This is a genomic window from Marichromatium sp. AB31 (assembly GCF_003718685.1).
In the GTDB taxonomy this organism is placed as follows: domain Bacteria; phylum Pseudomonadota; class Gammaproteobacteria; order Chromatiales; family Chromatiaceae; genus Marichromatium; species Marichromatium gracile.
This window is the reverse complement of the sequence record NZ_RHFI01000010.1, coordinates 74,509-98,077: the sequence shown is the minus strand read 5'-3', so window position 1 is coordinate 98,077 and position 23,569 is coordinate 74,509. Positions and strand designations below refer to the sequence as shown.

Here is a 23,569-nt window from a genome sequence, read left to right as displayed (position 1 = left end):
CCACGGCTGACAGCGGGCGGTGCCGTGGTCGAAGGCGCACACCCGCTGGCGACTGAAGGCCGATCGCCCGAAACTTGAATCTTCGCGCTCTTTGCGGCTTTGCGGTTCAAACTTCCTGGCGGCTGGCGGCTGGCGGCTGGCGTCCCTACTCCCAGCGAAACAGCCGGGCGGCGATCGCCAGCAGCGCGGCGGCGAAGGCGAGCAGGATGCCCAGCTCGGGCAGCACCGTGACGACCCCGGCGCCGTCGATCATCACCGCGCGGGCGGCGTCGACCACGTGGGTCAGCGGCAGCAGTGGCGCCACCGCCTGGGCGAGCGCGCTGGTGCCCTCCAGCGAGAACCACACCCCCGAGAGCAGCATCATCGGCCACACCAGCAGGTTGAGCACGCCGTCGGCCAGCTCCTCGGTGCGCAGCCGCGCGGCGACGATCAGCCCCAGGCTGATCATCGCCAACGCGCCACAGGCGAACACCAGCGCCAGGGCGAGATAGGAGCCGTGCATCGGCACGTCGATCAACGCCGACGCGCCGAGATAGACCACCAGGGTCGAGCCGAGCACCACCAGCAGCCGCGACAGCACCTGGGCGACGAGGAACTCGGCGGCGCGCAGCGGGGTCGCGCTGAGTCGGCGCAGCACCCCGTTCTTGCGATAGCGCACGATCACCCAGCCGACACCCCACAGGCTGGAGAACATCAGGTTGAGCGCCAGCACCCCGGGCAGCACCCAGTCGATATAGCGCACCGCCGCGCCGCTGACCGCGCGGCGCTCGACCTCGAGCGCCGGGCCCGCCTCGGCGGGCGCGTCGCCCTGCCCGCCGAGCAGCAGTCGTTCGGCGAGATAGCCGTTCGGCGAGTCGTCGTTGACCCAGTAGCCGGGCGGCTCGCTGGTGAGGTCGACCACCAGGTCGAGCTGATGGCGCTCGACCTTGGCGCGCGCCGCCGCCGGGTCGCTCACCGCCACCTGCTCGACGTGTTCGAGGGTGAGCAGCGGCAGCGACGCGGCGCCCCCCTCGCCCAGCACCCCGACCTTGAACACCGGCTCGGGGCCGGCGCGGAAGATCGCCGCCAGCGCCACCACGATCACCAGCGGCATCACCACGTTCCACCCCAGGCCGGCGCGATCGCGGTAGAACTCGCGATTGCGCGCCACCAGCACGGCAAGGATCCGGTGCCACATCGTCATCACCCCCGCAGTGCGTGACCGGTCAGTTTCAGAAACAGGTCCTCGAGCGTCGGCGCCTTGACCCGCAGCGCATCGAGGTCGGCGCCGCTGGCAGCCAGCTCGGCGAGCACCGGGGCCAGTTGCGCGGTGGCGATCTCCAGGGTCTCGTCGACCCGGCGCGCGCCCTCGGGCAGCGCCAGCCCCGCCGGCCAATCCGCCGCCGGCAGCCGCACCACCGCCGCCGGCAGGTGCGCGCGCAGCAGCGCCGCCGGCGTACCCTCGGCGATCACCCGACCGTGGTCGACGATGGCGATGCGATCACACAGCCGCTCGGCCTCTTCCATGTAGTGGGTGGTCAGCACGATGGTGGTGCCGCGCACGCGCACCCGCTCGATCAGCCGCCAGAAGTTGCGGCGCGCCTGCGGATCGAGCCCGGTGGTGGGCTCGTCGAGGAAGATCAGCTCGGGGTCGTTGACCAGGGCGATGGCGAGCAGCAGGCGCTGACGCTGACCGCCGGAGAGGCGTCGGGTGTCGCGCCCGAGGATGGGCTCGAGGTCGCAGAGTGCGATCAGCTCGTCGCGATCGGCGCTGCGCCGATAGAGCCGCGCGAACATCTCCAGCGCCTCGCCGACGCGCTGGAAGTCCTGCAGCGCGGTGGCCTGGAACTGGATGCCGACCACCTCGCGATAACCGGCGTCGAGCGCCCGGCCACGATAACGCACCTCGCCACCACTCGGTGCCAGCACCCCCTCGAGCATCTCCAGGGTGGTGGTCTTGCCGGCGCCGTTGGGACCGAGCAGGCCGAAGCACTCACCGGCGCCGACGGCGAAGCCGATACCCGCGACGGCGCGCACGCCACCGGGATAGACCTTGACCAGCTCGCACGCCTCGAGTAGTGGCGTCGTCATTGCTCACGCTCCTTCATCGCATCCACGCCCGTCTGTTTCACAACCCGAGTTCGCGCCAGCGCGCGCGGATGCGCTTGACCGAGACCGGGCCGTCGGTGCCGAGCTGCTGGGCGAACAGCGACACCCGCAACTCCTCGAGCAGCCAGCGGATCTCGTCGAGGCGCGGGTCGTCGCGACCGGCGGCGCGCGCCGCCTCCATCCGCTCGCGCCACTGGGACTGCAGCGGGGCCATTTCGTTCATCCACTGGCGATCGCGCGCAGCGCCCAGCGGCAGCTTGTCGAGACGCTGCTCGATCGCCTTGAGATAGCGCGGGTAGTGGCGCAGCCGCTCCGGCGCCACGGCATCGAGGAAACCGCGGAAGACCAGGGCGTCGAGCTGGGCGCGGATGTCGAGCACCGCATGCATCCAGTTGATCTGATTGATCCCGGCGAGCGTCTTGCGCACCCGCTGGTAGACGTCGAGGATCTCGCCGGCGAGCGCGCACACCGCGCGCGTCTCGGCGGCGAGCGCGCCGCGGCGCTCGGCCAGGCGCGCCTCGAAGGCGGCGCGGGTGCGGATCGGCGCGTCGTCCTCGGCGAGGAAGGTACGATCGAGCGCGCGCGCGATCAGCGCCTCGGCGAGATCGGCCTCGCGCAGTCGTCGCGCGCCCTCCTCGCCGTCGGCCGACTCGGGCTGCGGCGCCTTGGCGTACTGCAGCCGCATCCGATCGAGCTGCGGCAACTGACGACGCAACTGGCGCAGCTCCTGGCCGAGATGCAGCGCGAACAACCGTCGCACCCCGTGACGATGCGCCGCGGCGGCGCGCGCCTCGGCGTCGAGCACCCGCACCGCCACCGACTCGCCCTGATCGACCAGCGCCGGGAAACCGCTCAGACGGATCCCGCCGCGCTCCAGCTCGACGCGCTCGGGCAGCGCCTCGAAATCCCAGCGGGTGAGGCCGTCGCGCTCCAGCCCGGGGTCGGGGAGATCGGCGAAGCCCTGCTCGGCGTGCGCGGCAAAGCGTCGGCGCAACCGCGCCAGATCGCTGTCGACGGCCAGGGTCGCGCCCTCGTCGCCGAGCACCCGGATCTTCATCCGCAGGTGCTCGGGGACCGCCGTCGGGTCCCAGGCGTCCTCGGCGACGTGCACCCCCTTGACCGCGCGGATCGCCTCGCCGAGCGCCTGGAGCAGCGGCCGGTCGCCGGGCTGGAGCCGCGCGACCAGTTGCGCGGCGGTGTCCGGGATCGGCACCAGCGAGCGGCGGATGGACTTCGGCAACGCGCGCAGCAGCGCCTCGATGCGCTCACCGAGCAGCCCCGGCACCAGCCACTCCAGGCACTCGGCCGAGACCTGGTTGAGCAGCGCCACCGGTACCGACAGGGTCAGCCCGTCGTCATCGCTGCCGGGCTCGAAGTGATAGGCCAGCGGCAGCCGCGCGGCGCCGACGGCGAGCGCGTCGGGGAAGCGCGCCGCGTCGACCCCGGCGGCATCGTGACACATCAGATCGGCGCGCCCCATGTGCAGCAGCTTGGGGTTGTCGCGGCTGGCCTCGCGCAGCCAGCGCTCGAACTGCGGGCGCGAGTAGATGCCCGAGGGCACGCGCTCGGCATAGAAGGCGTAGATCGCCTCCTCGTCGACGAGGATGTCGCGGCGGCGCGACTTGGCCTCGAGCGCGCGGATCTCCTCGATCAGCGCCTGATTGTGCCGCCAGAAGGGCGCGCGGGTGCTGAAGTCGCCCTCGACCAGCGCAAAGCGCAGGAAGATCTCGCGCGCCTCGCCGGGGTTGATCGGGCCGTAGTTGACGCGCCGGCGCGCCACCAGGGTGACGCCGAACAGGGTGACGCGCTCGAAGGCCGCCACCTGACCGGCGCGCGACTGCCAGTGCGGCTCGCTGTAGCTGCGCTGCAGCAGATGCCGCCCGGCCTCCTCGATCCAGGCCGGCTGCACCCGCGCCACGGTGCGCCCGTACTGGCGCGTGGTCTCGACCCGCTCGGCGACGACGACCCACTTCGGCGGCTGGGCGAAGAGCCCCGAGCTGGGGTGGAGGTGGAAACGGCTGTTGCGCGCGCCGAGATACTCGCGCTGACCATCGCGAAAGCCGATGTTGCCGAGCAGCCCGCTGAGCAGGGCGCGATGGATCTGCTCCTCGCCGCCCTCGGTGCTGTCCTCCTTGTCGCCCATCTCCAGCATCTGCTCGCGCAGCTGGGCGTGAACATCGCGCCACTCCTGCACCCGGGTCGGCGAGAGGAAGTGACGCTGGCAGAGCTTGGTGAACTTGTTGCGCGAGAGCGCATGGCGCTCGCGCTCGAGAAAGGTCCAGAGATTGACGAAGCCGAGGAAGTCGGAATGCTCGTGGGCGAAGGTGGCGTGGATCTCGTCGGCGGCCTGCTGCTGATCGTGGGGGCGCTCGCGCGGGTCCTGCACGCTCAGCGCCGCGGCGATGATCAGCACCTCGCGCAGACAGCGCCGCTCGGCCCCGGCGAGCAGCATCCGGCCGATGCGCGGATCGACCGGCAGCCGCGCCAGCCGTCGTCCCAGCTCGGTGAGTTCGCCCGCAGCGTCGATCGCCGCCAGCTCCTCGAGGGTGCGGTAGCCGTCGCGCACCAGTCGCCCGTCGGGCGGATCGATGAAGGGGAAGCGCTCGATCGCGCCGAAACCGAGCAGCTTCATCTGCAGGATGACCGCAGCGAGGTTGGTGCGCACGATCTCCGGCTCGGTGAAGGCGGCGCGCTCGGCGAAGCTCTCCTCCTCGTAGAGCCGGATACAGATGCCCTCGGCGACACGCCCACAGCGCCCCTTGCGCTGGTCGGCCGAGGCGCGCGAGATGCGCTCGACCGGCAGCCGCTGCACCTTGGTGCGGTGGCTGTAGCGGCTGATACGGGCGAAGCCGGGGTCGATCACATAGCGGATGCCCGGTACCGTCAGCGAGGTCTCGGCGACATTGGTGGCGAGCACCACCCGACGGGTGCTGTGGGGCTGGAACACCCGTGCCTGCTCGCGCGGCCCCTGACGGGCGAACAGCGGCAGGATCTCGGTCGAGGGCGGATGGTGCTTGCGCAGGGTCTCGGCGGTCTCGCGGATCTCGCGCTCGCCAGAGAGGAACACCAGCACGTCGCCCGGACCCTGGGCGGCAAGCTCGCCGACGGCGTCCGAGATCGCCCGTTGCATCGACTCGTCGCGCTCGCCGGCATGCGGCGACTCGGGCGGACGGTAGCGCACCTCGACCGGGTAGGTGCGCCCGGAGATCTCGATCACCGGCGCCGGATTTCCAGCGGCGTCGGCGAAGTGATCGGCGAAGCGCTGCGGGTCGATGGTCGCCGAGGTGACGATCAGCTTGAACTCAGGGCGCCGCGCCAGCACCCCGCGCAGATAGCCGAGCAGGAAGTCGATGTTGAGGCTGCGCTCGTGGGCCTCGTCGATGATCAGGGTGTCGTACTCGCGCAGATCGCGATCCTGCTGCACCTCGGCGAGCAACATGCCGTCGGTCATCAGCTTGATCGCGGTCTCGGGGCGCACGCGGTCGTGGAAACGCACCTTGTAGCCGACCAGGGCGCCGACCTCGCCGCCGAGCTCCTGCGCCACCCGCGCGGCCAGACTGCGCGCGGCGATGCGCCGCGGCTGGGTATGACCGATGCGCCCGAACCGGCCGCGACCGAGATCGAGACAGAGCTTGGGGAGCTGGGTCGACTTGCCCGAACCGGTCTCGCCACAGACCACCACCACCTGATGCTCGCGGATCAGCGCGGCGAGTTCCTCGCGCCGCTCGCTGACCGGCAGGGCCGGCGGATAGTCGATCGCGGGGACCAGCGCGCCACGGCGCTCGCACAGCGCCTGCGAGGCGCGCAGGCGCTGCCACAGCGCGTGCAGACCGCGCTCGAAGGGCTGACCGGCGCGGGCACGGCGGCGCAGCCCCTTGAGACGGCGCCCGAGGGTCGGGCGGTCCTGGAGCAGACAGCGCTCCAGTTCGGAATCGGCGGGGAACGATTGCTCGGTCAAGGCGTTGATGTCGACGGACTTGGCAAGGAAGATGAGGATAACAGCACCGGACGAGCGCCCGGTGCGGCTCAGGCGCGCTCGACCGGGAAGGCGAGCACGGCGTCGATGTCGGGCGCGCCGGTGGCGATCATCAGCAACCGATCGAGCCCGAGGGCGACCCCGGCGCTCTCCGGCAGCCCAGCCTCGAGCGCGGCGAGGAAGTGCACATCGGTCGGCACCTCGGCCTGCCCGTTGGCACGGCGCCAGTCGAGGTCGGCGTCGAAGCGGGCGCGCTGCTCGGCGGCATCGGTCAGCTCCTGGAAGCCGTTGGCCAGCTCCACGCCCTCGACATAGAGCTCGAAGCGCTCGGCCACCGGGGCCGCGCCCGGGCGCACCCGCGCCAGCGCCGCCTGGCTCGGCGGATAATCGTGGACGAAGCTCAACCGACCGCGCCCCAGCCCCGACTCCAGCCGATGACTGAGCAGCAGGTCGAGCCAGCCGTCGCGGTCGAGTTCCAGCCCCTCGACCCCGCCGATCCCGACGCGGCGCGCACAGTCGCGCAGCGCCGCCACCGAGGTCTCCCAAGGGTCGATGCCGAGCCCGTCGCGAAACAGCGCGCGATAGCTCACCCGCTCGACGGCGAGCGCCGGGCGGTCGAGCGCGGCGCGCACCAGCGCGGCGACCTCGTCGATCAGGCGCTGATAGTCCCAGCCCGGGCGATACCATTCGAGCAGGCTGAACTCGGGGTGGTGCCAGCGCCCGCGCTCGTCGTCGCGGAACACCTTGCAGATCTGGTAGATCGGCCCCGAGCCCGCGGCCAGCAGGCGCTTCATCGCGAACTCGGGCGAGGTGTGCAGATAGCCCCCGGCGACCCCGGTACCGGGGCGCACCGCCAGGCTGGTCAGCGCCGGATCGGTGACCGCCGCGCGCGAGAGCAGCGGGGTCTCGACCTCGAGCACCCCGGCGGCGGCGAAGAAGGCGCGGATGCGCGCGAACATCGCCGCGCGCGCCTCGAGCATCTCGCGAGTCGCGCACGGGCGCCACGGCAGCCCTGTCGCGGCCGTGTCCCGGGCGGCGGGGCTCATGCCTCCTTGGCGCGCGAGACGTACTCGCCGGTGCGGGTGTCGACCTTGATCAGCTCGCCGGTCTGCACGAACAGCGGCACGCGCACCACGGCGCCGGTCTCAAGGGTCGCCGGCTTGCCGCCGCCGCCCGAGGTGTCGCCCTTGAGGCCGGGATCGGTCTCGGTGATCTCGAGCACCACGAAGTTCGGCGGCTCGATCGACAGCGGCACGCCGTTCCACAGCGTGACCTTGCAGAGGTCCTGCTCCTTGATCCACTTCGCCGCCTCGCCGACCGCCTGCTCGCTGGCGATCAGCTGCTCGAAGGTGTCGGGGTCCATGAAGTTCCACTCGATGCCATCGTTGTAGAGATACTGCATCTCCGTATCATGGACATCGGCCGCCTCGACCGACTCACCGGACTTGAAGGTCTTCTCCACCACGCGACCGGTCTTGAGATTGCGCACCCGGACGCGGTTGAAGGCCTGCCCCTTGCCGGGCTTGACGAACTCGTTCTCGACGATGGTGTATGGATCACCGTCGAGCATGATCTTGAGCCCGCCCTTGAATTCATTCGTGCTGTAAGTCGCCATGTCATCCTCAATTAATCGAGAGTTAAACCCTACGATCTTACCGCGAAGCGATAGCGGTTGTCAGACCCGCGACTGGAAGCAGGCGCTGCGTCAGGCGATCACCGAGACCGACGTCCTGCTCGACGCGCTCGGCCTCGAGCGCGACCGACTGCCGCCGCTCGATCCCGACCCGCGCCCCTTCGGCCTGCGGGTGCCGCGTGCGTTCGTCGCGCTGATGCGTCCCGGCGACCCCGACGACCCGCTGCTGCGTCAGGTACTGCCGCTCGCCCGCGAGCGCGTGGTGGTGCCCGGCTTCAGCGCCGACCCGGTCGATGACGCCGCCGCCGACCAGGGCGACGGGCTGTTGATGAAGTATCACGGTCGCGCCCTGCTGATCGCCACCGGCGCCTGCGCCCTGCACTGCCGCCACTGCTTCCGCCGTCACTACCCGCACGCCGCCGCGGAGACCGGCCAAACCCGCCTGCGCGCCGCGCTCGCGCGATTGGCGGCCGACGGGTCGATCAACGAGGTGATCCTCAGCGGCGGCGACCCGCTGATGCTCGACGATGATCGTCTCGACGCCCTGCTCGACGGGCTCGAGGCGATCGGCCAGCTACGGCGGGTACGGTTGCACACCCGGATGCCGGTGGTGCTGCCGGCACGGATCACCGAGGCGCTCTGCGCCCGCCTGGCGAGGAGCCGGCTGGAGACGGTGGTGGTGATCCATGCCAACCACGCCAACGAGCTCGGCGAGGCGGCCGCCGCCGCGCTCGCGCGACTGCGCGAGACCGGGACGATGCTGCTCAACCAGGCGGTGTTGCTGCGCGGGGTCAACGACGGCGTCGCGGCACAGTGCGCGCTCAGCGAGCGGCTGCTCGGCTGTGGCGTCCTGCCCTACTATCTGCACCAGCTCGACCGGGTCCAGGGCGGCGCCCATTTCCAGGTCGACGACACCGAGGCGCGCGCCCTGGTCGCGACGCTGCGCGCCCGGCTGCCGGGTTATCTGGTGCCGCGTCTGGTACGCGAGCGCCCCGGCGCCGTCGCCAAGCTGCCGCTGGCCGTCGGCGACGAGATCTGAGGCCGCCGAAGCCATCACTGGGTCGACGGTCGTTTTCATCGGCGGCGCAAACCCCGATAATCGATGCAAGCCTTTTCTTGCGTTCCTGAAACCGGTCGCCCAGCATGCCTGCCCCGAATCCAGCCGTCACACTGCTCATCCTGACCGCCGAGTCCAGCGAGGCCGAGCGCCTCGTCGCCACCCTGCGCGAGGCGGGCATCGCGGCGCGCGGCATGGTCAGCGCCCAGGTGGAGCGACTCGGCGAGTTGCTCGCACGCACCCCCTGCGATCTGGTGCTGTGCTGCGCCCACGACCGCGACATCGATCTCGAAGCGGCCCTCGCCGCCCACCGCAGGCTCGACAGCGACACCCCGCTGATCGTCATCACCGGCCCCGAGAGCGACGCGACCGAATCGCTTCGCGCCCGTCGCGGCGGCGCCCGCGATCTGGTCCGGCGCGACGACCCCGAGCACCTCCAGCTGGTGGCCAAGCGCGAGCTGGCCGATCTCTACCAGCGCCGCGAGGCACGCGCGCTCGCCACCCGGCTGCGCCAGTGCGAGCGCCGCGCGCGCGAGTTCATCGAGGGCAGCCTGGACGCCATCGCCTTCGTCCAGGAGGGGCTGCACCTGCACGCCAATGCCGCCTATCTGTCGCTGTTCGGCTATGCCGACGCCGACGCGCTGGCCGGCGCCACCTTCCTCGACCTGATCCCCGCCGAGCAACGCCCCCGGGTGCGCGAGTTCCTGCGCGCGGTCGAGTACTCCGATCGCGAGGACGGCGCCGAGCTCGACACCCAGTGCCAGGGCGCCGACCGTCGGCCCTTCGCCGCGCGGCTGCGCGCGGCCAGCTCGGAGATCGACGAAGAGCCCTGTCTGCGCATCCTGGTGCGACCGGCGGCGGGCGCGGCGGCGCCGCTCATCGAGAGCGACAACCACAGCGCCGAGGCGATGCCGGGGCGCGCGCAGATGATCGCCGCCATCGCCGCGCGACTCGATGCCGAGCACCGCCCCAGGCATCCCTTCGCGCTCTTCTTCATCCAGATCAAGGGCCGCGCCGAACTGCTGCGCGACCTCGGCCTGACCACCGCACTGACGCTGATCGAGGGCCTGCGCGAACCACTCCAGGGCATCCTCGCCGATCATGCCGGAGGCATGCTGGCGCAGGTCAGCGACGACGGTTTCATGCTGCTGATCGACGGACTCGACACCACCACGGTCGAGCAGATCACCGCCCGGATCGAGCACGAGGCCCGTCTCCAGCGCGGGCGCAATGGCGAGCGTGAGGACGAGGCCGCCGACTGTGTCGTCGCCCACGTGCTGGTGGAGCTACGCGCACGCGAACCCAGCGACATCGTCAACCTCGCTCATCAGCGCTGTCTGCGCCTGCTCGCCGGCGGCCCGGGTCAGGGCGGGATGGGCAAGCCGACCTCGCTCGCCTCGCGCACCAAGCAGAGCGCCGAGGAGGGCGATGAGCAGATCGCCGAACGCATCGAGTACGCCCTCGAGCACGACCAGTTCCGTCTGGTCTATCAGCCGATCATCAGTCTGATGGGCGACAACCAGGAGCACTACAGTGTCCTGGTGCGGCTGTTCGACGAGGACGAGGACATGCTCGAGGCCAAGGACTTCATCGGTCCGGCGATCCGTCGCGGGCTGATCGAGCGCATCGACAAGTGGGCCATCCGCGCCGCCATCCAGTCACTCAGCGAACAGCGCCGCGCCGGTCACAACATCAGCTTCTTCATCAACCTCTCCGAGGATACCTTCCGCGACCCCAGCATCGTGCTGTGGATCTGCGACTGCATGCGCGAGTTCGACGTGCGCGGCAACTGGCTGACCTTCCAGTTCCAGGAGGCGCTGGTCGCGGCCAACCTCGCCGGCCTGAGCAAGCTGGTCGAGGCGCTGCGCAAGATCAAGTGCCGGGTGGCGATCAATCGCTTCGGCATGGCCGAACGCCCGGAGATGCTGCTGCAGGGGCTGGCACTCGACTTCGTGCTGCTGATGCCCGACTTCTCCCAGCGTCTGGCCGACGATCAGCAGAAGCAGAAACGGGTGATGGAGCTGGCCAACCTCGCGCGCGAGTTCAACATCAAGAGCGTGGTCACCGGGGTGGAGGATGCGCGCACCCTGACGGTGCTGTGGACCGCCGGGGTCGATTATGTGCAGGGCAACTTCCTGCAGCGCCCCTCACCGACGCTGGAGGTCTCCAGCGGCGGCTAGCGCGCCGTCGGCGGCGCCCGCAGATAGCCCGGCGGCGCGCGTCTCAGGCGTGGCGCGGAGAGCCGTTGCGCACCGTCCCGACGAGCGGCGAGCGTGGCGCTCGCGGCCGCATGCCGCGCCGCCATCTCGGGACGCAACGCGGTACGCGCGAGCACCGGGCGCAGCGCGCCGCTCGCCCCGCTCCGCTCGCCCCCGGCCCGGGCCATCGCCGGGGACAGCTCGATCCCGAGCAGCGCGCGCGCTGCCTCCGAGTAGGGTGCAACGCCCTTGCGTCCGAGATAGTCGGTGAGCACCCGATGGGTGTAGCGCTGGGTCTCGGGGTAGTCGACCCGCCCGCCGCCTCGCGCCAGGGCCCCCTCGCCGGCGTTGTAGGCCATCACCGCCTGGCCGATGTTGTCGTACTTCTCGAGCAGCCGCTTGAGATGACGCATCCCGGTCGCCAGGTTGGTCGCAGGCTCGGCGAGACGGGCCTGACCCTCGACGCCATAGTCCCGCGCCGTCTCCGGCATCACCTGCATCAAGCCGACCGCACCGACCGGCGAGACCGCGCCCGGGTCATAGGCCGACTCGGCGGCGATCACCGCCTGCACCAGATCCCGGTCGAGTCCGATGCCATCGGCGATGCGCCCGGCCAGCTCGGCATAGCGCGCCGTCTCGTCGGCCACCACGGGCAGCGGCGCCTGGAGCAGCAGGATCAGCAGCACGGCATGGGGGCAGCGGTACATGACACGGGACCTCGTTCGCTAGCGCAGGACGGGGTTCTCGAGCATAGACAGGGCGACAGTGGGGTGTCCAGACAAACGCGGACAAAACTGACAAGAAACGTCAGGATTCTTGTCAAGCGATCATGCCGCCCCGATCATCAAACAATGAAAACAACGACATAAAAACTGGTCCAGTTCATGCTTTGTTGTTTCCGGAGACGCACCGACCAACACCGCATCGCGCCACCGACGACGACATGGCGCGGGCACCCAACGGGCAGGTTGACCTGTCGGAGAGGGCCGAGATGATGCACAACACCACCCTGCTGCTCGCGCTGACCCTGCTGTTCGGCGGAATCGCTCCGGCCACCGCCGGGAGCATCACCACCAGGATCGAGGACTTCACCAACGGCGGCGGCTTCTTCGCCGAGGTACGGGTCAGCGATCTCGGCCCCGACCGCATCCGCATCACCCTCGATGTCTCCGATCCGGTCAATCCGGGGCTGACCCAGGCCGACCTGCTCGCCCTCTGGTTCGATCTCGCCGATCCCGCGCTGGTGCCCACGTTCACCCGTCTCGACACCAGCGGTGTGACCGCGAGCCTCGCCGACGATGCCAGCCAGGTGTTCCCGAGCGGAGGCGTACTCGATGCCTGGTTCGACGCCGACGCGATCGGCAGCCTCGGCGGCGGCAACAACCTCAATGGCGGTGGCGGCGTGGCGACGGGCTTCGATATCGGCCTGCTGCTCGGGCTCAACGGCGGTCGCGACGGCTTCCAGCAGCAGCGTACCTTCGACCTGGTGCTGCCCGGACTGAGCAGCGCGGCGCTGATCGATCAACGCATCGGGCTGCGGGTCCAGAGCATCGCCGGCGGGGTCTTCGACGGTATCGGCTCGTCGAAGCTGCTCGGCGAGCTGACCGGCACCACGCCGCCGCTGATCGCTACCGGTTTCGCGACCTTTGCAGCGCCATCGGGCAGCATCCCGACCCCTGCCCCCTGGGTGCTGATCGGGCTCGGTCTCGCCGCACTGACCCCCTGGTCACGGCGGCGCACCGGCTGAGCAGCTCAACCGTTGGCCACGCCGTGCGGGACGTGCCCGGTGGCCACCCGCAACCGCGCCGCCTCGCAGTGCTCGGCCTGATCGTCGAAGAAGATGTCGGCGTCGAAGGCCTCGAGGAAGGGTGACTTGCCGAGCCCACCGAGGAACAGCGACTCGTCGAGCCGAATCCCCCAGGCGCGCAGGGTGCGGATCACCCGCTCGTGCGAGGGCGCGCCGCGCGAGGTCACCAGGGCGGTACGCAGCGGCGCTGCAGCGGCCGGGAAAAGCCGCTGCAGCCGATGCAGCGCGACCAGAAACCCCTTGAAGGGCCCGCCCGGCAGCGGATCGTGGGCGGCGGCCGACTCGCTGGCGTTGAACACCGCCAGCCCCTGCTGGCGATAGAGTCGCTCGGCCTCGTCGGAGAACAGTACGGCGTCGCCGTCGAAGGCGATGCGCAACTGGGCGTCGTCGTCGCCGTGCGCGGGTGCGCTGCTCGGCAGCACGGTCGCGGCGGCGCAACCGGCATCGAGCGCCAGACGCACATCGGTGGGATCGGCCGAGAGGAACAGATGGGCGCCGAAGGCGGCGACATAGCGATAGGGGCTCTCGCCCCCGGTGAAGGCGGCGCGCTCGATATCGAGCCCATGCTGGTGAGCGGAGGTGAGCACCCGCAGCCCGGTATCGGAGCTGTTGCGCGAGAGCAGGATCACCTCCACCCGGCCACGATCACCGAGCAGGTCGTTGAGGCTCATCAGCTTGCGCACCAGGGTGAAGGCCACGCCGGGCTCGAGGATCTCCTGCTCGTGGGCAATCTGGTAGGCATGGTAGGCGTCAACGCCCTCCTCCTCGAAGACCCGGTGCGAGGCGCTGAGATCGAACAGCGCGCGCGAGGAGATCGCCACCACCAGCCGCACCTCATCCATCTCCGTCATCATCCCGACAGCCCGCTACCAGGGCATGAACCAGTTCATGAACTGCATCGGTCGGCTGATGCTCTGGTTCATCACCGCCATGTCGTTGCGCATCGACGAGGTCGAGTAGGTCATGTGCTGCATCGCGCGGTCCATCGACTGCAGGCTGTCGAGCATCGGCTCGAGGGTGTTGACGTCATGGGCGAGCGAGTCGACGCCGATGCCCATGTTGCGCATGGTGGCGGTCATCTGGCCCATGTTGTCGGAGATCGACTGCATGTTGCTGGCCAGTACCGTCATGTTGGTGTCGACGCTGATCGCCAGATAGTGCACGTCCTTGGCAAGGCTGAACACCAGATAGAAGCCGTAGGCGGCGAGGATGATGAAGGCGAAGAGGGTCGGGTAGACGATCAGCTCCCAGCGCTTGGCGCTGGTCTCGAAGGCCTGGGAGAGGCGCTCGATCGCGTAGGCGTTGAGGTGCGACTCGGCGGCGACCTCGTCGATGGTCTCGTTGCCGGCGCGTCCCCGCGCCTCCTCCTCGCCCGCTGGGTTCTGATGATCGGCCATGATGAGACAGACTGCTCGTTGTGATTGTCCACCGGCCAGGGCCGGACGACCGGCTCGGAACGCTGATCTTCGAGATTAACAGAATTGCCGCGACGGGCAACACGGACGATCCCAGTGGAAACGGCCAAGTACCGTACGAAGCCGGTCGGCTGGCTCAGACGAGCTCGGGGTAGAGCGCCGCGGCCAGCGCCAGGAACTCGCGCGCGCCCTTGCCCCGGGGCTCGAGCTCGAACACCGCCAGCCCCTCGCTGAAGGAGCGTCGGAACAGGGTGCGCTGCGACAGGCGCGGGCGGATGAAACGGAGACCGGGGAGCGCGACCAGCGCGGCGGCGGCCTCGGCGGTCTCGCGCACCGCGTGATGGGTATCACCGCGGTTGATGAAACCGAGGATCTCGGGCGTGCGCGCGAGCCCCTCCTCGGCGATCAGCCGAATGTAGCGCTGTGCCGACCAGATGTCGGCCTGCGACGGCTGCACCGGCACCAGCACCCGGTCGCACACCGCCAGCGCCCGGCGCATCGCCGCCATGTCGGCGGTGCCGACATCGATCAGCACCTCATCGGCCTCGCCCAGCGCGGGATCATCGAGCGCGGCCAGCGGCTCGACCGCCAGCGCCGGATCGAACCCCTCCTCCCGGCGCACCTCGAGCACGTCGCTGAGGGTGGCCTGGGGGTCGGCATCGATCAGCCGCACCCGGCGCTCGGCCATGGCCAGCCACACCGCAAGATTGAAGGTGACGGTGCTCTTGCCCGAGCCACCCTTGAGACTGCCGACGATGGTGATCATGCTGCACAACTCCTCAACGACTGCTCCCCGGGCGGACCGGGCGGGGCTGCGCCGCCACGCCCGGCGGCGCCTCCTCCCTAGCGCTGCTGCTGTGGCTCGGCGCGGCTATAGCCCTCGGGGACGCTGAACAGGTGATCGGGCTGCGGACCGACGCGGATGGCGTCGAGTTCGCGTACGTAACCCCCGGGGAACTCCTCGCGCACCGCCAGCCCCAGCTCGGGATCGAACCACTGGAAGGTCCGGGTCGGCTGCTGGTTCGGTGCGCTGGCGGTCACCTCCCATTTCTCGACCTGCCGCCCGTCGAGCCGCTCCTCGCCGACCAGATGCAGCTCCATGCGCCGACCATCGGGCATCTCGTACTTCAGCGGCAGTCCGCGCTCGACATCGAGCCACTGGGCGCCGGTGAGGGTCTGGCCGTCGCGGCTGATCGTCATCTCCCACTTGACCGCGGCACGACCGCCGACGGTCTCCTCGCCGGCGCGCCGGCAGTTCATCTCCGGCAGCCCGGCACAGGGATTGCGCTCGGCCGAGGGCGCGGGCAGCGGATCATTGCCCGCCTGGGGCGGGAGGCTGCGCTCCATGTAGACGCGCTGCGCCGGCAGCAGCAACCACTCGCGCCCCTGGTCACGATCGACGATGCGCACCATCTCCCGCCCCTCGCGGGTCATCTCGACGCGCATCCGTCCGTCGCCGACATACATCCGCCCCGAGGTCGTCTGCCCGTCCGGGGCGCGACTGAGCATCTCGGCGGAGAACTCGGTCGCCGCCGAGGCCCCCTGGGCCATCGCGGCCAGACCGGCGCCGAGGGCGACGGCCGTCTGCATCCATTGTTTCAACCGCATGACGTCAGCTCCTCCTGATGGTGTGTGGGATGGTGATCGGGACCACGCCGCCGAGGTCAGTCCACGGACCAGGGTGCGGGCCAACCGAGGGGTGGCGGCGCCTGGCCGTCACTCGAACGCTGTGGTCGCGGCCGCCAGTCGCGATTCCTTGTCTCATCACGCTGCATGCGTTCGCGCTCGGTCAGCGGTCGGAAGCGATACTCGATCCCCTCCCCCGGCACCACCAATGGCGCATCGGCGCGACGCCCGGGCTCACGGAAGCGATAGCCCGGAACCTCATCCGTCCTCGCCTCCTCAGCGCCCCAGGGGCGGAAGCGATAGCCGTCGTCGCGAGCGCGCGGCGGCGCTGACCAGACAGGCGGTGCGGCCTGCTGCTCGAGCCCCTGCTCGAAGCCCTGGCGATAGGGTGAATCCGCCCCATCGGGGGCCGACCACAGCGATTGGGCGGCCCCGGGGGCCGCGCACCAGAGCGCGCACACCAGGGTGGCGGCCGACAACCGACGCATCATGAACGTGACTCCTTGCGCACGCTCATGCGGCGACGTGCAACGCAGCGACCTTAGCAGACCGCCCCGGCAGGCGACCAGACGGAGACGACTCAGTCATCGCTCGGCGGCTCCTGGGCGTCATCCTTCAACTGGATGCCACGCCGCCCGCTGCGCTTGGCGGTCTTGCGCGTCGTGGTCGACTTCGCGGTGGTCTTGCGCGCCGTCGTCTTCTTCGCGGTGGCCTTCTTCGCCGTCGTCTTCTTCGCGGTCGTCCTCTTCGCCGGCGACTCGGACTCGGACTCAGGCTCAGGTTTCGGTTCCGGTTCCGGTTCCGGTTCGGCGGCACGCGTCGTGGGCGAGGTATCCGCTGCCGGAGTGTCGCTCGGCGTCGGCGCCGTGGTCCGCGTCGGCGCCGGGCGCTGCGGACGGCGCCGCTCGCGCCAACGCCCGAGCATCCCCTTGAGCGCCTCGAACAGCAGCACGAAGATCGCGCGCACCGCATAGAACACCATCACCAGGATCTCACCGGCCTGGGCGGCGATCCGGCGCATCCGCCCCGCGCCTGGCGCGGCATCGGGACGCGCGCGCTCTGCGGCCTCGGCGGCCTCCTCGCGCTCGGCGAGACAGGGCACCCGCACCCCGGGCGGCGCGCTCGCCGCCGCGACCTCGCACATGGCCTCGCTCGCGGCGACACAGCCGAGCGGGATCACGATCAGGGTGAGCAGGGTCGAGACCACCACGCCCGAGAGCAGCGAGATCGCCATGCCCTGGAAGATCGGGTCGGTGATGATCACGCTGGAGCCGGCGACCAGCGCCAGCGCGGTGATGAGGATCGGGCGCGTGCGGATCTTGCAGGCGCGGATCATCGCCTCGGCCACCGGCACGCCCTTCTGGATCTCGTGGATGGCGAAATCCACCAGCAGGATGGAGTTGCGCACGATGATCCCGGCCAGGGCGATCCAGCCGATCATCGAGGTGGCGGTGAACTCGCCGCCCATGCCCATCGCGAACACCAGCGCGTGGGTGGGGATGATGCCGAGCAGGGTCAGCGGGATCGGCGCCATGATCACCAGCGGGATGCGGAAGTTGCCGAACTCCCACACCACCAGGATGTAGATCAGCACCAGGGCGACGGCGAAGGCCGCGCCCATGTCGCGGAAGGTCTCGAAGGTGACCGTCCACTCACCGGCCCACTGCCAGGCGAGACGCCCGTCGTTGGGCGGCGCGCCGAGCCAGTGGAAGGCATCGCCGAAACCGCCGCCGGCGTTCGGACGCGAGCCGTCCGGGGCGAGGTAGTCCTGCTCGGCCATCAGGTCCTGGACCTGGAACATGGCATAGACCGGCGCGGCCAGACGCCCGCCGACGTCGGCGACGACGTATTCGACCGGGCGCAGATCCTTGTGATAGATCAGATCCTCCTCGGGGGTCAGCACAAAGCGCCCGAGCTCGCTCAACGGCACCGTGAAGCCCTGGTTGGAGAGGATTGGCAGATCGCCCAGACGCTCGATCTGCGAGCGCTCGGCCAGCGGCACCTGGATGACGATCCGGGTCGGCTCGTGACCGCTCTGACGCCCGCTCTGCTGCTTGATGTCGCCCATGGTGGCGCCACCGAGGGCCATCTCGAGGTTGCGGTTGATGGTGTCGACCGAGATGCCGCGACGCACCGCCTTCTCGGTATCGACCTCGAAGCGCCAGTAGTCGAAGTCGTCGCGCAGATAGTTGTCGACATCGCGCGCGCTCGGCGCCTGCCCGAAGAAGGCGGTGACGTCACGCGCGAACTCGCGGCGCAGCTCCGGGGTCGGGCCGTAGATCTCGGCGACCACCGATTGCAGCACCGGCGGTCCCGGCGGCATCTCCACCACCGCGATCCGCGCCCCGGCCTGGTGCGCGGTGGCGGTGATCAGCTCGCGCGCGGCGACCGCGATCTCGTGGCTGCTGCGCTCGCGCGCGTGCTTGTCGGTGAGCTGCACCTGCAGCTCGCCCTGCCAGGGGTCGGAGCGCAGATAGTAGTGGCGCACCATGCCGTTGAAGTCGAACGGTCGCGCGGTGCCGGCATAGAGCTGGATCGCGGTCACCTCGGGCAGGGTGCGCAGCTGCTCGGCGAGCCGGTGGGCGAGATTCGCCGTCACCGGCAGCGCCGTGCCCTCGGGCATGTCGATCACCACCGAGAACTCGGGCTTGTTGTCGAGCGGCATCATCTTCACCGCCACCCACTTGAAGTAGAAGAAGGAGCAGGCGAAGAGGAAGGTGCCCCAGAGCACCAGGCGGAAGATGCGCCGCTTGGCGCGGCTCTCCATCAGCGGGGTGAGCACGCGGCGGAAGAAGCGCTCGAGTCGCTCGGCGTCGCGATGCTCGCGCCGCTCGGCGGCGGCGAGATAGCCCATCGAGGGGCGCAGCCACTTGGAGATCGCCAGATAGGGGGTGAAGACGAAGGCGGCGAACAGCGAGACGAACATCGCCACCGAGCCGAGCACCGGGATCGGCGCCATGTAGGGCCCCATCATGCCGCTGACGAAGCCCATCGGCAGCAGCGCCGCGATCACCGTGAAGGTGGCGAGGATGGTCGGGTTGCCGACCTCGCGCACCGCGTCGACCGCGGTGGCCTCGTCGGTGCGGCCCTCGGCCAGCCAGCGTCGGTAGATGTTCTCGACCACCACGATGGCATCGTCGACGAGGATGCCGATGGAGAAGATCAGCGCAAACAGGCTCACCCGGTCGATGGTGAACTCGCCCACCCAGGCGATGAACACCGTCATGAACAGCACCACCGGGATCACCAGCATCACCACCAGCGCCGGGCGCACCGCGCGGAAGGCGATGAGCACCAGCACCACCACGAACAGGGTGGCCTTGATCAGCTTCCAGATCAGCTCCGAGACCTTCTGATCGGCCGACTCACCGTAGTTGCGGGTGACGCTGACCTCGACGTTGTCGGGGATGCGCGTGCCGCGCAGCTCCTCGACCCGCTCGAGGATGGCATCGGCCACGGTCACGCCGTTGCTCAGCTCCTTCTTGGCGATGGCGAGGGTGACGGCGGGACGACCGTCGGCGCGGGTCTCGATCTCGGCGGCAGGTCCGGTGTAATAGGTGACGAGCTGGCTGGCGTCCTCGGGTCCGAGCCGGATCTCGGCCACATCGTGCATGTAGACCGGGATGTCGTTGTAGGTGCCGACCACCAGCCGGTTGATGTCCTCGACCCCGGTGAGGAAGGCGCCGGTGGTGACGGTGAAGTGCGCGCCGCGCGACTCGACGTCGCCGGCGGTGGTCTCGGCGTTGGCGCTCCTCAGCGTCTGCGCCACCTGGTCGAGACTGATGCGATAGCCCGAGAGCCGCTCGGGCGAGACGTCGATGGTGACCTGCTCGCGCCGCCCGCCGACGATGAAGGCGTTGCCGGTGTCCTCGACCTGCTTGAGCGCCTGCAGCAGGTCCTGGGCGAGCAGGCGCAGCTGGCCGTCGTCGACGTCGGCGATGCCGTTGTCGTCGAGATCCTTCGACCACAGCGTCAGGGTGACGATGGGCACATCGTTGATCCCCTTGCTCTTGACCAGGGGCGGCAGCACACCCGGCGGGATCAGGTCCATGTTGGAGGCGAGCTTGTCGTTGACCTTGACCAACGAGGGGCCCATCTCCTCGCCGACGTCGAACTCGACGGTCACCAGCCCCTCGCCGCGCCGCGAGGCCGAGTAGACGTGCTTGACCCCGGGGATCTCGCTGATCAGCCGCTCCAGCGGCTGGGTGGCAAGGTTGGCCACCTGCTGCGCCGAGGCGCCCGGGTACTGCACCATGATGTCGATCATGGGCACCGAGATCTGCGGATCCTCCTGGCGCGGGGTCATCATCAACCCGAGCAGCCCCATCATCAGCATCGCCGCGTAGAACAGCAGCGAGAGCGGCGAGCGGATGAAGAAGCGGGCGGTGCGCCCGGCGATGCCGAGATGCGCGTCGTCGGCGAGACGGGTGTCTTGATCCGAGGTCATGGGGGTTACGTCTTGGCTCATGTCGAATCCAGCTTGTACGGGCCAGCGCGGCGTGGCGGCGATCGGCGGACGCCCGCAGCGGGCGTCGCTGCCCAGCGGCGCGACGGTCGCAGGCCGTCACGCCGGGTCGCGGGCGGTCCTGCGCGCCGCGACCGGTTGATCCGTCAGTGCCCGGCGTCCTCGCCTCGGGCCCAGCCGGCACTCACCCCGGGACCGGGGTCGGCGAGCACTCGCTCGCCCGGGCGCAGCCCGCTGAGCACGGTGATGAAACCGCCCTCGAGCGACTCGCCGACACGGATCAGGCGCAGCTTGGCTGCGCCCTCGGTGTCGAGCACATAGACCCCGGGCAGGCTGCCGTTGTAGCGCACCGCCGAGCGCGGCACGACCGGGTTGGCACGCGCCGGGGCGTTGTGATCGGGCACCAGCACCTTGGCGTACATCCCCGGCTCGGAGACGCCCTGGGGCAGGTCGAACTTGATCTTGATGGTGTGACGCTGGGGGTCGGCCATGGGGAAGATCTGCGCCACCCGGACCGGCACGCGCTGGTTCGAGGGGTCGATCTCGGCCTGCAGCATCATCCCCTCGCGCAGCCCCGCACGCAGTCGCGCCGGGACGTCGACCTCGACCTGGAGATACTCGATGTCGGCATAGTTGAGCAGCGGCTGCCCCGGCTGCACGGTGTCGCCGACCTCGACGAACTTCTTCACGATCACACCGTCGAAGGGCGCAATGCCGCGGGCATCGCGGATCTTGGCGTCGAGCGCCTGCAGCTCGGCCTGCAGACGCAGCATCAGGTTCTGCGCCTCCTGGATCTGCACGCCGGAGGCGAACAGGTCGGCCGAGCGCTCGGCGCTGCGATCACGCTCGCCGATGAAGGACTCGACCGGACGGGTGAACATCTGATCGAACAGGTTGGGCAGACCCATGCCGCCGGGCACCGCGCGCGACTGCGGCGAGAAGATCTCGCGGGTGTACTGCACCCCGGCGTTGCGCAGCTGGGCGTCGGCGCTGGCCATCTGCGCGAGCAGCGCACGGCGCTTGGCCAGCAACTCGGCGTCGCCGATGGCCACCAGCAGCTCGGCGTCATCGAAGGCGTCGCCCTCGCGCCCGGCGATGAAGGTCACGCGCCCGGGGAGCTGGGCGGCGAGCATCACCTCCTTGTAGGGGACCACGGTCCCGCCGATGGAGACCGTCGGCGCACCCTGCGCCTGCTGGACGACGAAGGTCTCGTCCGGACCGCCCTGCCCCTGCGCCGTGTTTGCGGCGCCCACCAGGGCGAGGGCGAACAGCCACGCGGCTGAGGCCTTTCTCATCTGTATTGCCATCGGATCGCACACCAAACGCTGTGTGTTGAGTCGGAAGCCCGAAGGGCGCGATTGCGGTTCGGAGCGGAACTCGGACACCGTCGGGGGGGAGGGTCGTTGAGCCCGGCGCGCGTCCGTCTTTTCATGGACCAGGCGATCTTCGGCCGGGTACTGCGAGACATGCCAGGTGCCGCATCCCTGTGCTCCGGACGGCGCAGTTGTCCAGTATGCCTGTGTCGCCGCGAGACATTCAACCCAGGCCACGGGCCCGTTCCCGGGGACATGCAGACCGCCGCGCGGTCGACTATCACTGGCCTGGGGGTTCGTTGTAACATCGCGGGCCATCGCGCGCCGGGAAACCGCAGGTGAGCCCGATACTGAAGTGCGCGTCCGCCGCGACGTGCCCGGCACACACCCGCAAGCGACAAGCGCACGGACCATCGCAGAGAGGAACCCAATCCATGCCGTCTACCGCTGACGCTGTGCAGCAGCGCCTGAAGGAACTGGAGTCCCACCTGGAGCAGGAGAACCCGGTCCTGCTCAGTGCCGTGCAGAGCTTCCGGGAGATCGACGAGGTCGCCTACGCCACCGGCGTTCTGCAGACCAATCAGACCTTCTCCAGTCAGATCCCCTGGTGGCCGCTGATCTCGGTGCTCGGCACCTTCTCGGCGGGCAAGTCGACCTTCATCAACCATTATCTCGGCGAGAAGCTCCAGCGCACCGGCAACCAGGCCGTCGACGACCGCTTCACCGTCGTCGTCTACAGCGCCGACCCGATCAGCCACTCGCTGCCCGGGGTCTCGCTCGACTCCGACCCGCGCTTCCCCTTCTACCAGATGTCGCGCGACATCGCCCATGTCGACACCGCCGAGGACAGCGGCGACGGCAACCGCATCGATACCTATCTGCAGCTCAAGACCTGTCACAGCGACCGGCTGCGCGGCAAGATCCTGATCGACTCCCCGGGCTTCGACGCCGATGCCCAGCGCACCACCATCCTGCGCCTGACCGATCACATGATCGACCTCTCCGACCTGGTGCTGGTGATGTTCGACGCCCGTCACCCCGAGCCCGGGGCGATGCGCGACACCCTCAAGCACCTGGTGCGCGACACCATCAACCGGGCCGACTCGGGCAAGTTCCTCTATATCCTCAACCAGATGGACTCGGCGGCCACCGAGGATAACCCCGAGGACGTGGTCGCCGCCTGGTTGCGCGCGCTCGGCGAGGCCGGACTCACCGCCGGGCGCTTCTACACCGTCTACAGCCCGGACGCCGGCACCACCATCGCCGACGAGCACCGGCGCGCGCGCTTCGAGAAGAAGCGCGACGAGGATCTCGCCGAGATCTATCTGCGCATGGAGCGCGTCGAGATCGAGCGCGCCTACCGCATCGTCGCCGCGCTGCGCAAGACCGCCACCGACTTCACCGACGGCTCGATGGCGCTGCTGCAACAGGCCAAGCGTCGCTGGCGTCGTCGCACCCTGGTCACCGAGACCATCCTGCTCGCGCTGCTGGCCGGCGCCTTCATGGTCTGGAGCCTGCGGGCCGGACACTGGCACGGGCTGGTCTACGACCCGCAGTGGCTCGACCTCTTCACCACCGTCTCCTGGGGGCTGTGGGGGCTCGAGGGCGTGATCGCGGTGCTGGTGATCGGCGGGCACTTCACCATCCGCCGACTGGCGGCGCTGAGCGTGATGCCCTGGCTGCGCAAGCAGGTCGAGAAGCACAACCCGCCGGGCGACGTGATCGGCGCCTTCCAGCGCAACACCCGCTTCTGGCGCACCGTGCTCTCGGGCTCGCCGATCGGCTGGAGTCGCAGGAGCCGCAACACCATCGACGAGGTGCTGCAGAACTGCGAGAACTATATCCAGACCCTCAACGAGCGCTTCACCAACCCGCGCGGCCTGCCCGACAAGCCGCGCCGGGGGCAGTCCGCAACCGAAAGCGACTCCGCCTCGGCCTGACCTGACCGCTCCGGGTTCGCCCGGAGGAGAGCTTGCCACCGGCCGACCCCG

Annotated in this window: 17 protein-coding genes; 4 read left to right on the top strand and 13 right to left on the bottom strand. The window is 69.7% G+C overall.

What is annotated here, in order from left to right; genetic code table 11:
• Positions 1-145 precede the first annotated feature (145 nt).
• From EBL84_RS09580 to efp, 5 genes are all read right to left on the bottom strand, one after another.
• Entirely contained in the window at positions 146-1,177 is a 1,032-nt protein-coding gene (locus tag EBL84_RS09580) for an ABC transporter permease (RefSeq protein WP_123140648.1), read from the bottom strand.
• A 5-nt stretch (positions 1,178-1,182) separates the two neighbouring features.
• Entirely contained in the window at positions 1,183-2,070 is an 888-nt protein-coding gene (locus tag EBL84_RS09575; protein ID WP_123140617.1) for an ABC transporter ATP-binding protein, read from the bottom strand.
• Positions 2,071-2,107: 37 nt separating this feature from the next.
• Positions 2,108-6,046 (bottom strand): ATP-dependent RNA helicase HrpA, encoded by a 3,939-nt coding sequence (gene hrpA / locus EBL84_RS09570; RefSeq protein WP_123140616.1) that lies wholly within the window; start codon positions 6,044-6,046, stop codon positions 2,108-2,110.
• A 68-nt stretch (positions 6,047-6,114) separates the two neighbouring features.
• Positions 6,115-7,110 (bottom strand): EF-P lysine aminoacylase EpmA, encoded by a 996-nt coding sequence (gene epmA, locus EBL84_RS09565; RefSeq protein WP_123140615.1) that lies wholly within the window; start codon positions 7,108-7,110, stop codon positions 6,115-6,117.
• Entirely contained in the window at positions 7,107-7,679 is a 573-nt protein-coding gene (gene efp / locus EBL84_RS09560; protein ID WP_025275289.1) for an elongation factor P, read from the bottom strand. Before efp ends, epmA begins: the two co-directional genes overlap by 4 nt.
• On the opposite strand from efp, the gene epmB reads away from it, so the two are divergent.
• The gene (gene epmB, locus EBL84_RS09555; protein ID WP_123140614.1) at positions 7,678-8,736 is read left to right on the top strand and encodes an EF-P beta-lysylation protein EpmB; all 1,059 of its coding nucleotides are present in this window, start codon (positions 7,678-7,680) and stop codon (positions 8,734-8,736) included. The genes efp and epmB overlap by 2 nt on opposite strands.
• A 104-nt stretch (positions 8,737-8,840) precedes the next feature.
• On the top strand, positions 8,841-10,934 hold the full coding sequence (locus EBL84_RS09550) for an EAL domain-containing protein (protein ID WP_123140613.1): 2,094 nt from the start codon (positions 8,841-8,843) through the stop codon (positions 10,932-10,934).
• On the opposite strand, the gene EBL84_RS09545 is transcribed toward EBL84_RS09550, so the two are convergent.
• On the bottom strand, positions 10,931-11,659 hold the full coding sequence (locus EBL84_RS09545) for a lytic transglycosylase domain-containing protein (RefSeq protein ID WP_123140612.1): 729 nt from the start codon (positions 11,657-11,659) through the stop codon (positions 10,931-10,933). The two genes, EBL84_RS09550 and EBL84_RS09545, sit on opposite strands and share 4 nt — an antisense overlap.
• 284 nt (positions 11,660-11,943) lie before the next feature.
• On the opposite strand from EBL84_RS09545, the gene EBL84_RS09540 reads away from it, so the two are divergent.
• Entirely contained in the window at positions 11,944-12,699 is a 756-nt protein-coding gene (locus EBL84_RS09540; RefSeq protein WP_148040287.1) for a hypothetical protein, read from the top strand.
• A 5-nt stretch (positions 12,700-12,704) separates the two neighbouring features.
• Here the strand turns inward: EBL84_RS09540 and EBL84_RS09535 are convergent, their stop codons facing one another.
• From EBL84_RS09535 to EBL84_RS09505, 7 genes are all read right to left on the bottom strand, one after another.
• Positions 12,705-13,601, bottom strand: a complete 897-nt coding sequence (locus EBL84_RS09535; protein WP_123140610.1) for a 5'-nucleotidase — start codon at positions 13,599-13,601, stop codon at positions 12,705-12,707.
• Positions 13,602-13,625: 24 nt separating this feature from the next.
• Positions 13,626-14,156, bottom strand: coding sequence for a hypothetical protein (locus tag EBL84_RS09530; RefSeq protein WP_123140609.1), 531 nt, complete (start codon positions 14,154-14,156; stop codon positions 13,626-13,628).
• A 154-nt stretch (positions 14,157-14,310) separates the two neighbouring features.
• Positions 14,311-14,940: a ParA family protein gene (locus tag EBL84_RS09525; RefSeq protein WP_123140608.1), complete on the bottom strand. Its 630-nt coding sequence runs from the start codon at positions 14,938-14,940 to the stop codon at positions 14,311-14,313.
• 77 nt (positions 14,941-15,017) lie between these two features.
• The gene (locus EBL84_RS09520; protein WP_123140607.1) at positions 15,018-15,782 is read right to left on the bottom strand and encodes a hypothetical protein; all 765 of its coding nucleotides are present in this window, start codon (positions 15,780-15,782) and stop codon (positions 15,018-15,020) included.
• A gap of 56 nt (positions 15,783-15,838) precedes the next feature.
• Positions 15,839-16,291 (bottom strand): hypothetical protein, encoded by a 453-nt coding sequence (locus EBL84_RS09515; protein ID WP_123140606.1) that lies wholly within the window; start codon positions 16,289-16,291, stop codon positions 15,839-15,841.
• 89 nt (positions 16,292-16,380) lie between these two features.
• Positions 16,381-20,268, bottom strand: coding sequence for an efflux RND transporter permease subunit (locus tag EBL84_RS09510; protein WP_123140605.1), 3,888 nt, complete (start codon positions 20,266-20,268; stop codon positions 16,381-16,383).
• 143 nt (positions 20,269-20,411) lie between these two features.
• A complete protein-coding gene (locus EBL84_RS09505; protein ID WP_223806043.1) occupies positions 20,412-21,560 on the bottom strand; it encodes an efflux RND transporter periplasmic adaptor subunit in 1,149 nt (382 codons plus the stop codon).
• A 452-nt stretch (positions 21,561-22,012) separates the two neighbouring features.
• Here EBL84_RS09505 and EBL84_RS09500 point away from each other — a divergent pair, with 452 nt between their 5' ends.
• Positions 22,013-23,518, top strand: coding sequence for a dynamin family protein (locus EBL84_RS09500; RefSeq protein WP_123140603.1), 1,506 nt, complete (start codon positions 22,013-22,015; stop codon positions 23,516-23,518).
• Positions 23,519-23,569: the final 51 nt, after the last annotated feature.

Coding starts and splice junctions, on each gene's coding strand:
- EBL84_RS09580 (WP_123140648.1), bottom strand. CDS start 1,177: ATGTGGCACCGGATCCTTGCCGTGCTGGTGGCGCGCAATCGCGAGTTC.
- epmA (WP_123140615.1), bottom strand. CDS start 7,110: ATGAGCCCCGCCGCCCGGGACACGGCCGCGACAGGGCTGCCGTGGCGC.
- EBL84_RS09540 (WP_148040287.1), top strand. CDS start 11,944: ATGATGCACAACACCACCCTGCTGCTCGCGCTGACCCTGCTGTTCGGC.
- EBL84_RS09575 (WP_123140617.1), bottom strand. CDS start 2,070: ATGACGACGCCACTACTCGAGGCGTGCGAGCTGGTCAAGGTCTATCCC.
- EBL84_RS09505 (WP_223806043.1), bottom strand. CDS start 21,560: ATGAGAAAGGCCTCAGCCGCGTGGCTGTTCGCCCTCGCCCTGGTGGGC.
- EBL84_RS09545 (WP_123140612.1), bottom strand. CDS start 11,659: ATGTACCGCTGCCCCCATGCCGTGCTGCTGATCCTGCTGCTCCAGGCG.
- EBL84_RS09530 (WP_123140609.1), bottom strand. CDS start 14,156: ATGGCCGATCATCAGAACCCAGCGGGCGAGGAGGAGGCGCGGGGACGC.
- EBL84_RS09500 (WP_123140603.1), top strand. CDS start 22,013: ATGCCGTCTACCGCTGACGCTGTGCAGCAGCGCCTGAAGGAACTGGAG.
- efp (WP_025275289.1), bottom strand. CDS start 7,679: ATGGCGACTTACAGCACGAATGAATTCAAGGGCGGGCTCAAGATCATG.
- EBL84_RS09515 (WP_123140606.1), bottom strand. CDS start 16,291: ATGATGCGTCGGTTGTCGGCCGCCACCCTGGTGTGCGCGCTCTGGTGC.
- EBL84_RS09520 (WP_123140607.1), bottom strand. CDS start 15,782: ATGCGGTTGAAACAATGGATGCAGACGGCCGTCGCCCTCGGCGCCGGT.
- EBL84_RS09525 (WP_123140608.1), bottom strand. CDS start 14,940: ATGATCACCATCGTCGGCAGTCTCAAGGGTGGCTCGGGCAAGAGCACC.
- EBL84_RS09510 (WP_123140605.1), bottom strand. CDS start 20,268: ATGAGCCAAGACGTAACCCCCATGACCTCGGATCAAGACACCCGTCTC.
- epmB (WP_123140614.1), top strand. CDS start 7,678: ATGTCATCCTCAATTAATCGAGAGTTAAACCCTACGATCTTACCGCGA.
- EBL84_RS09550 (WP_123140613.1), top strand. CDS start 8,841: ATGCCTGCCCCGAATCCAGCCGTCACACTGCTCATCCTGACCGCCGAG.
- EBL84_RS09535 (WP_123140610.1), bottom strand. CDS start 13,601: ATGGATGAGGTGCGGCTGGTGGTGGCGATCTCCTCGCGCGCGCTGTTC.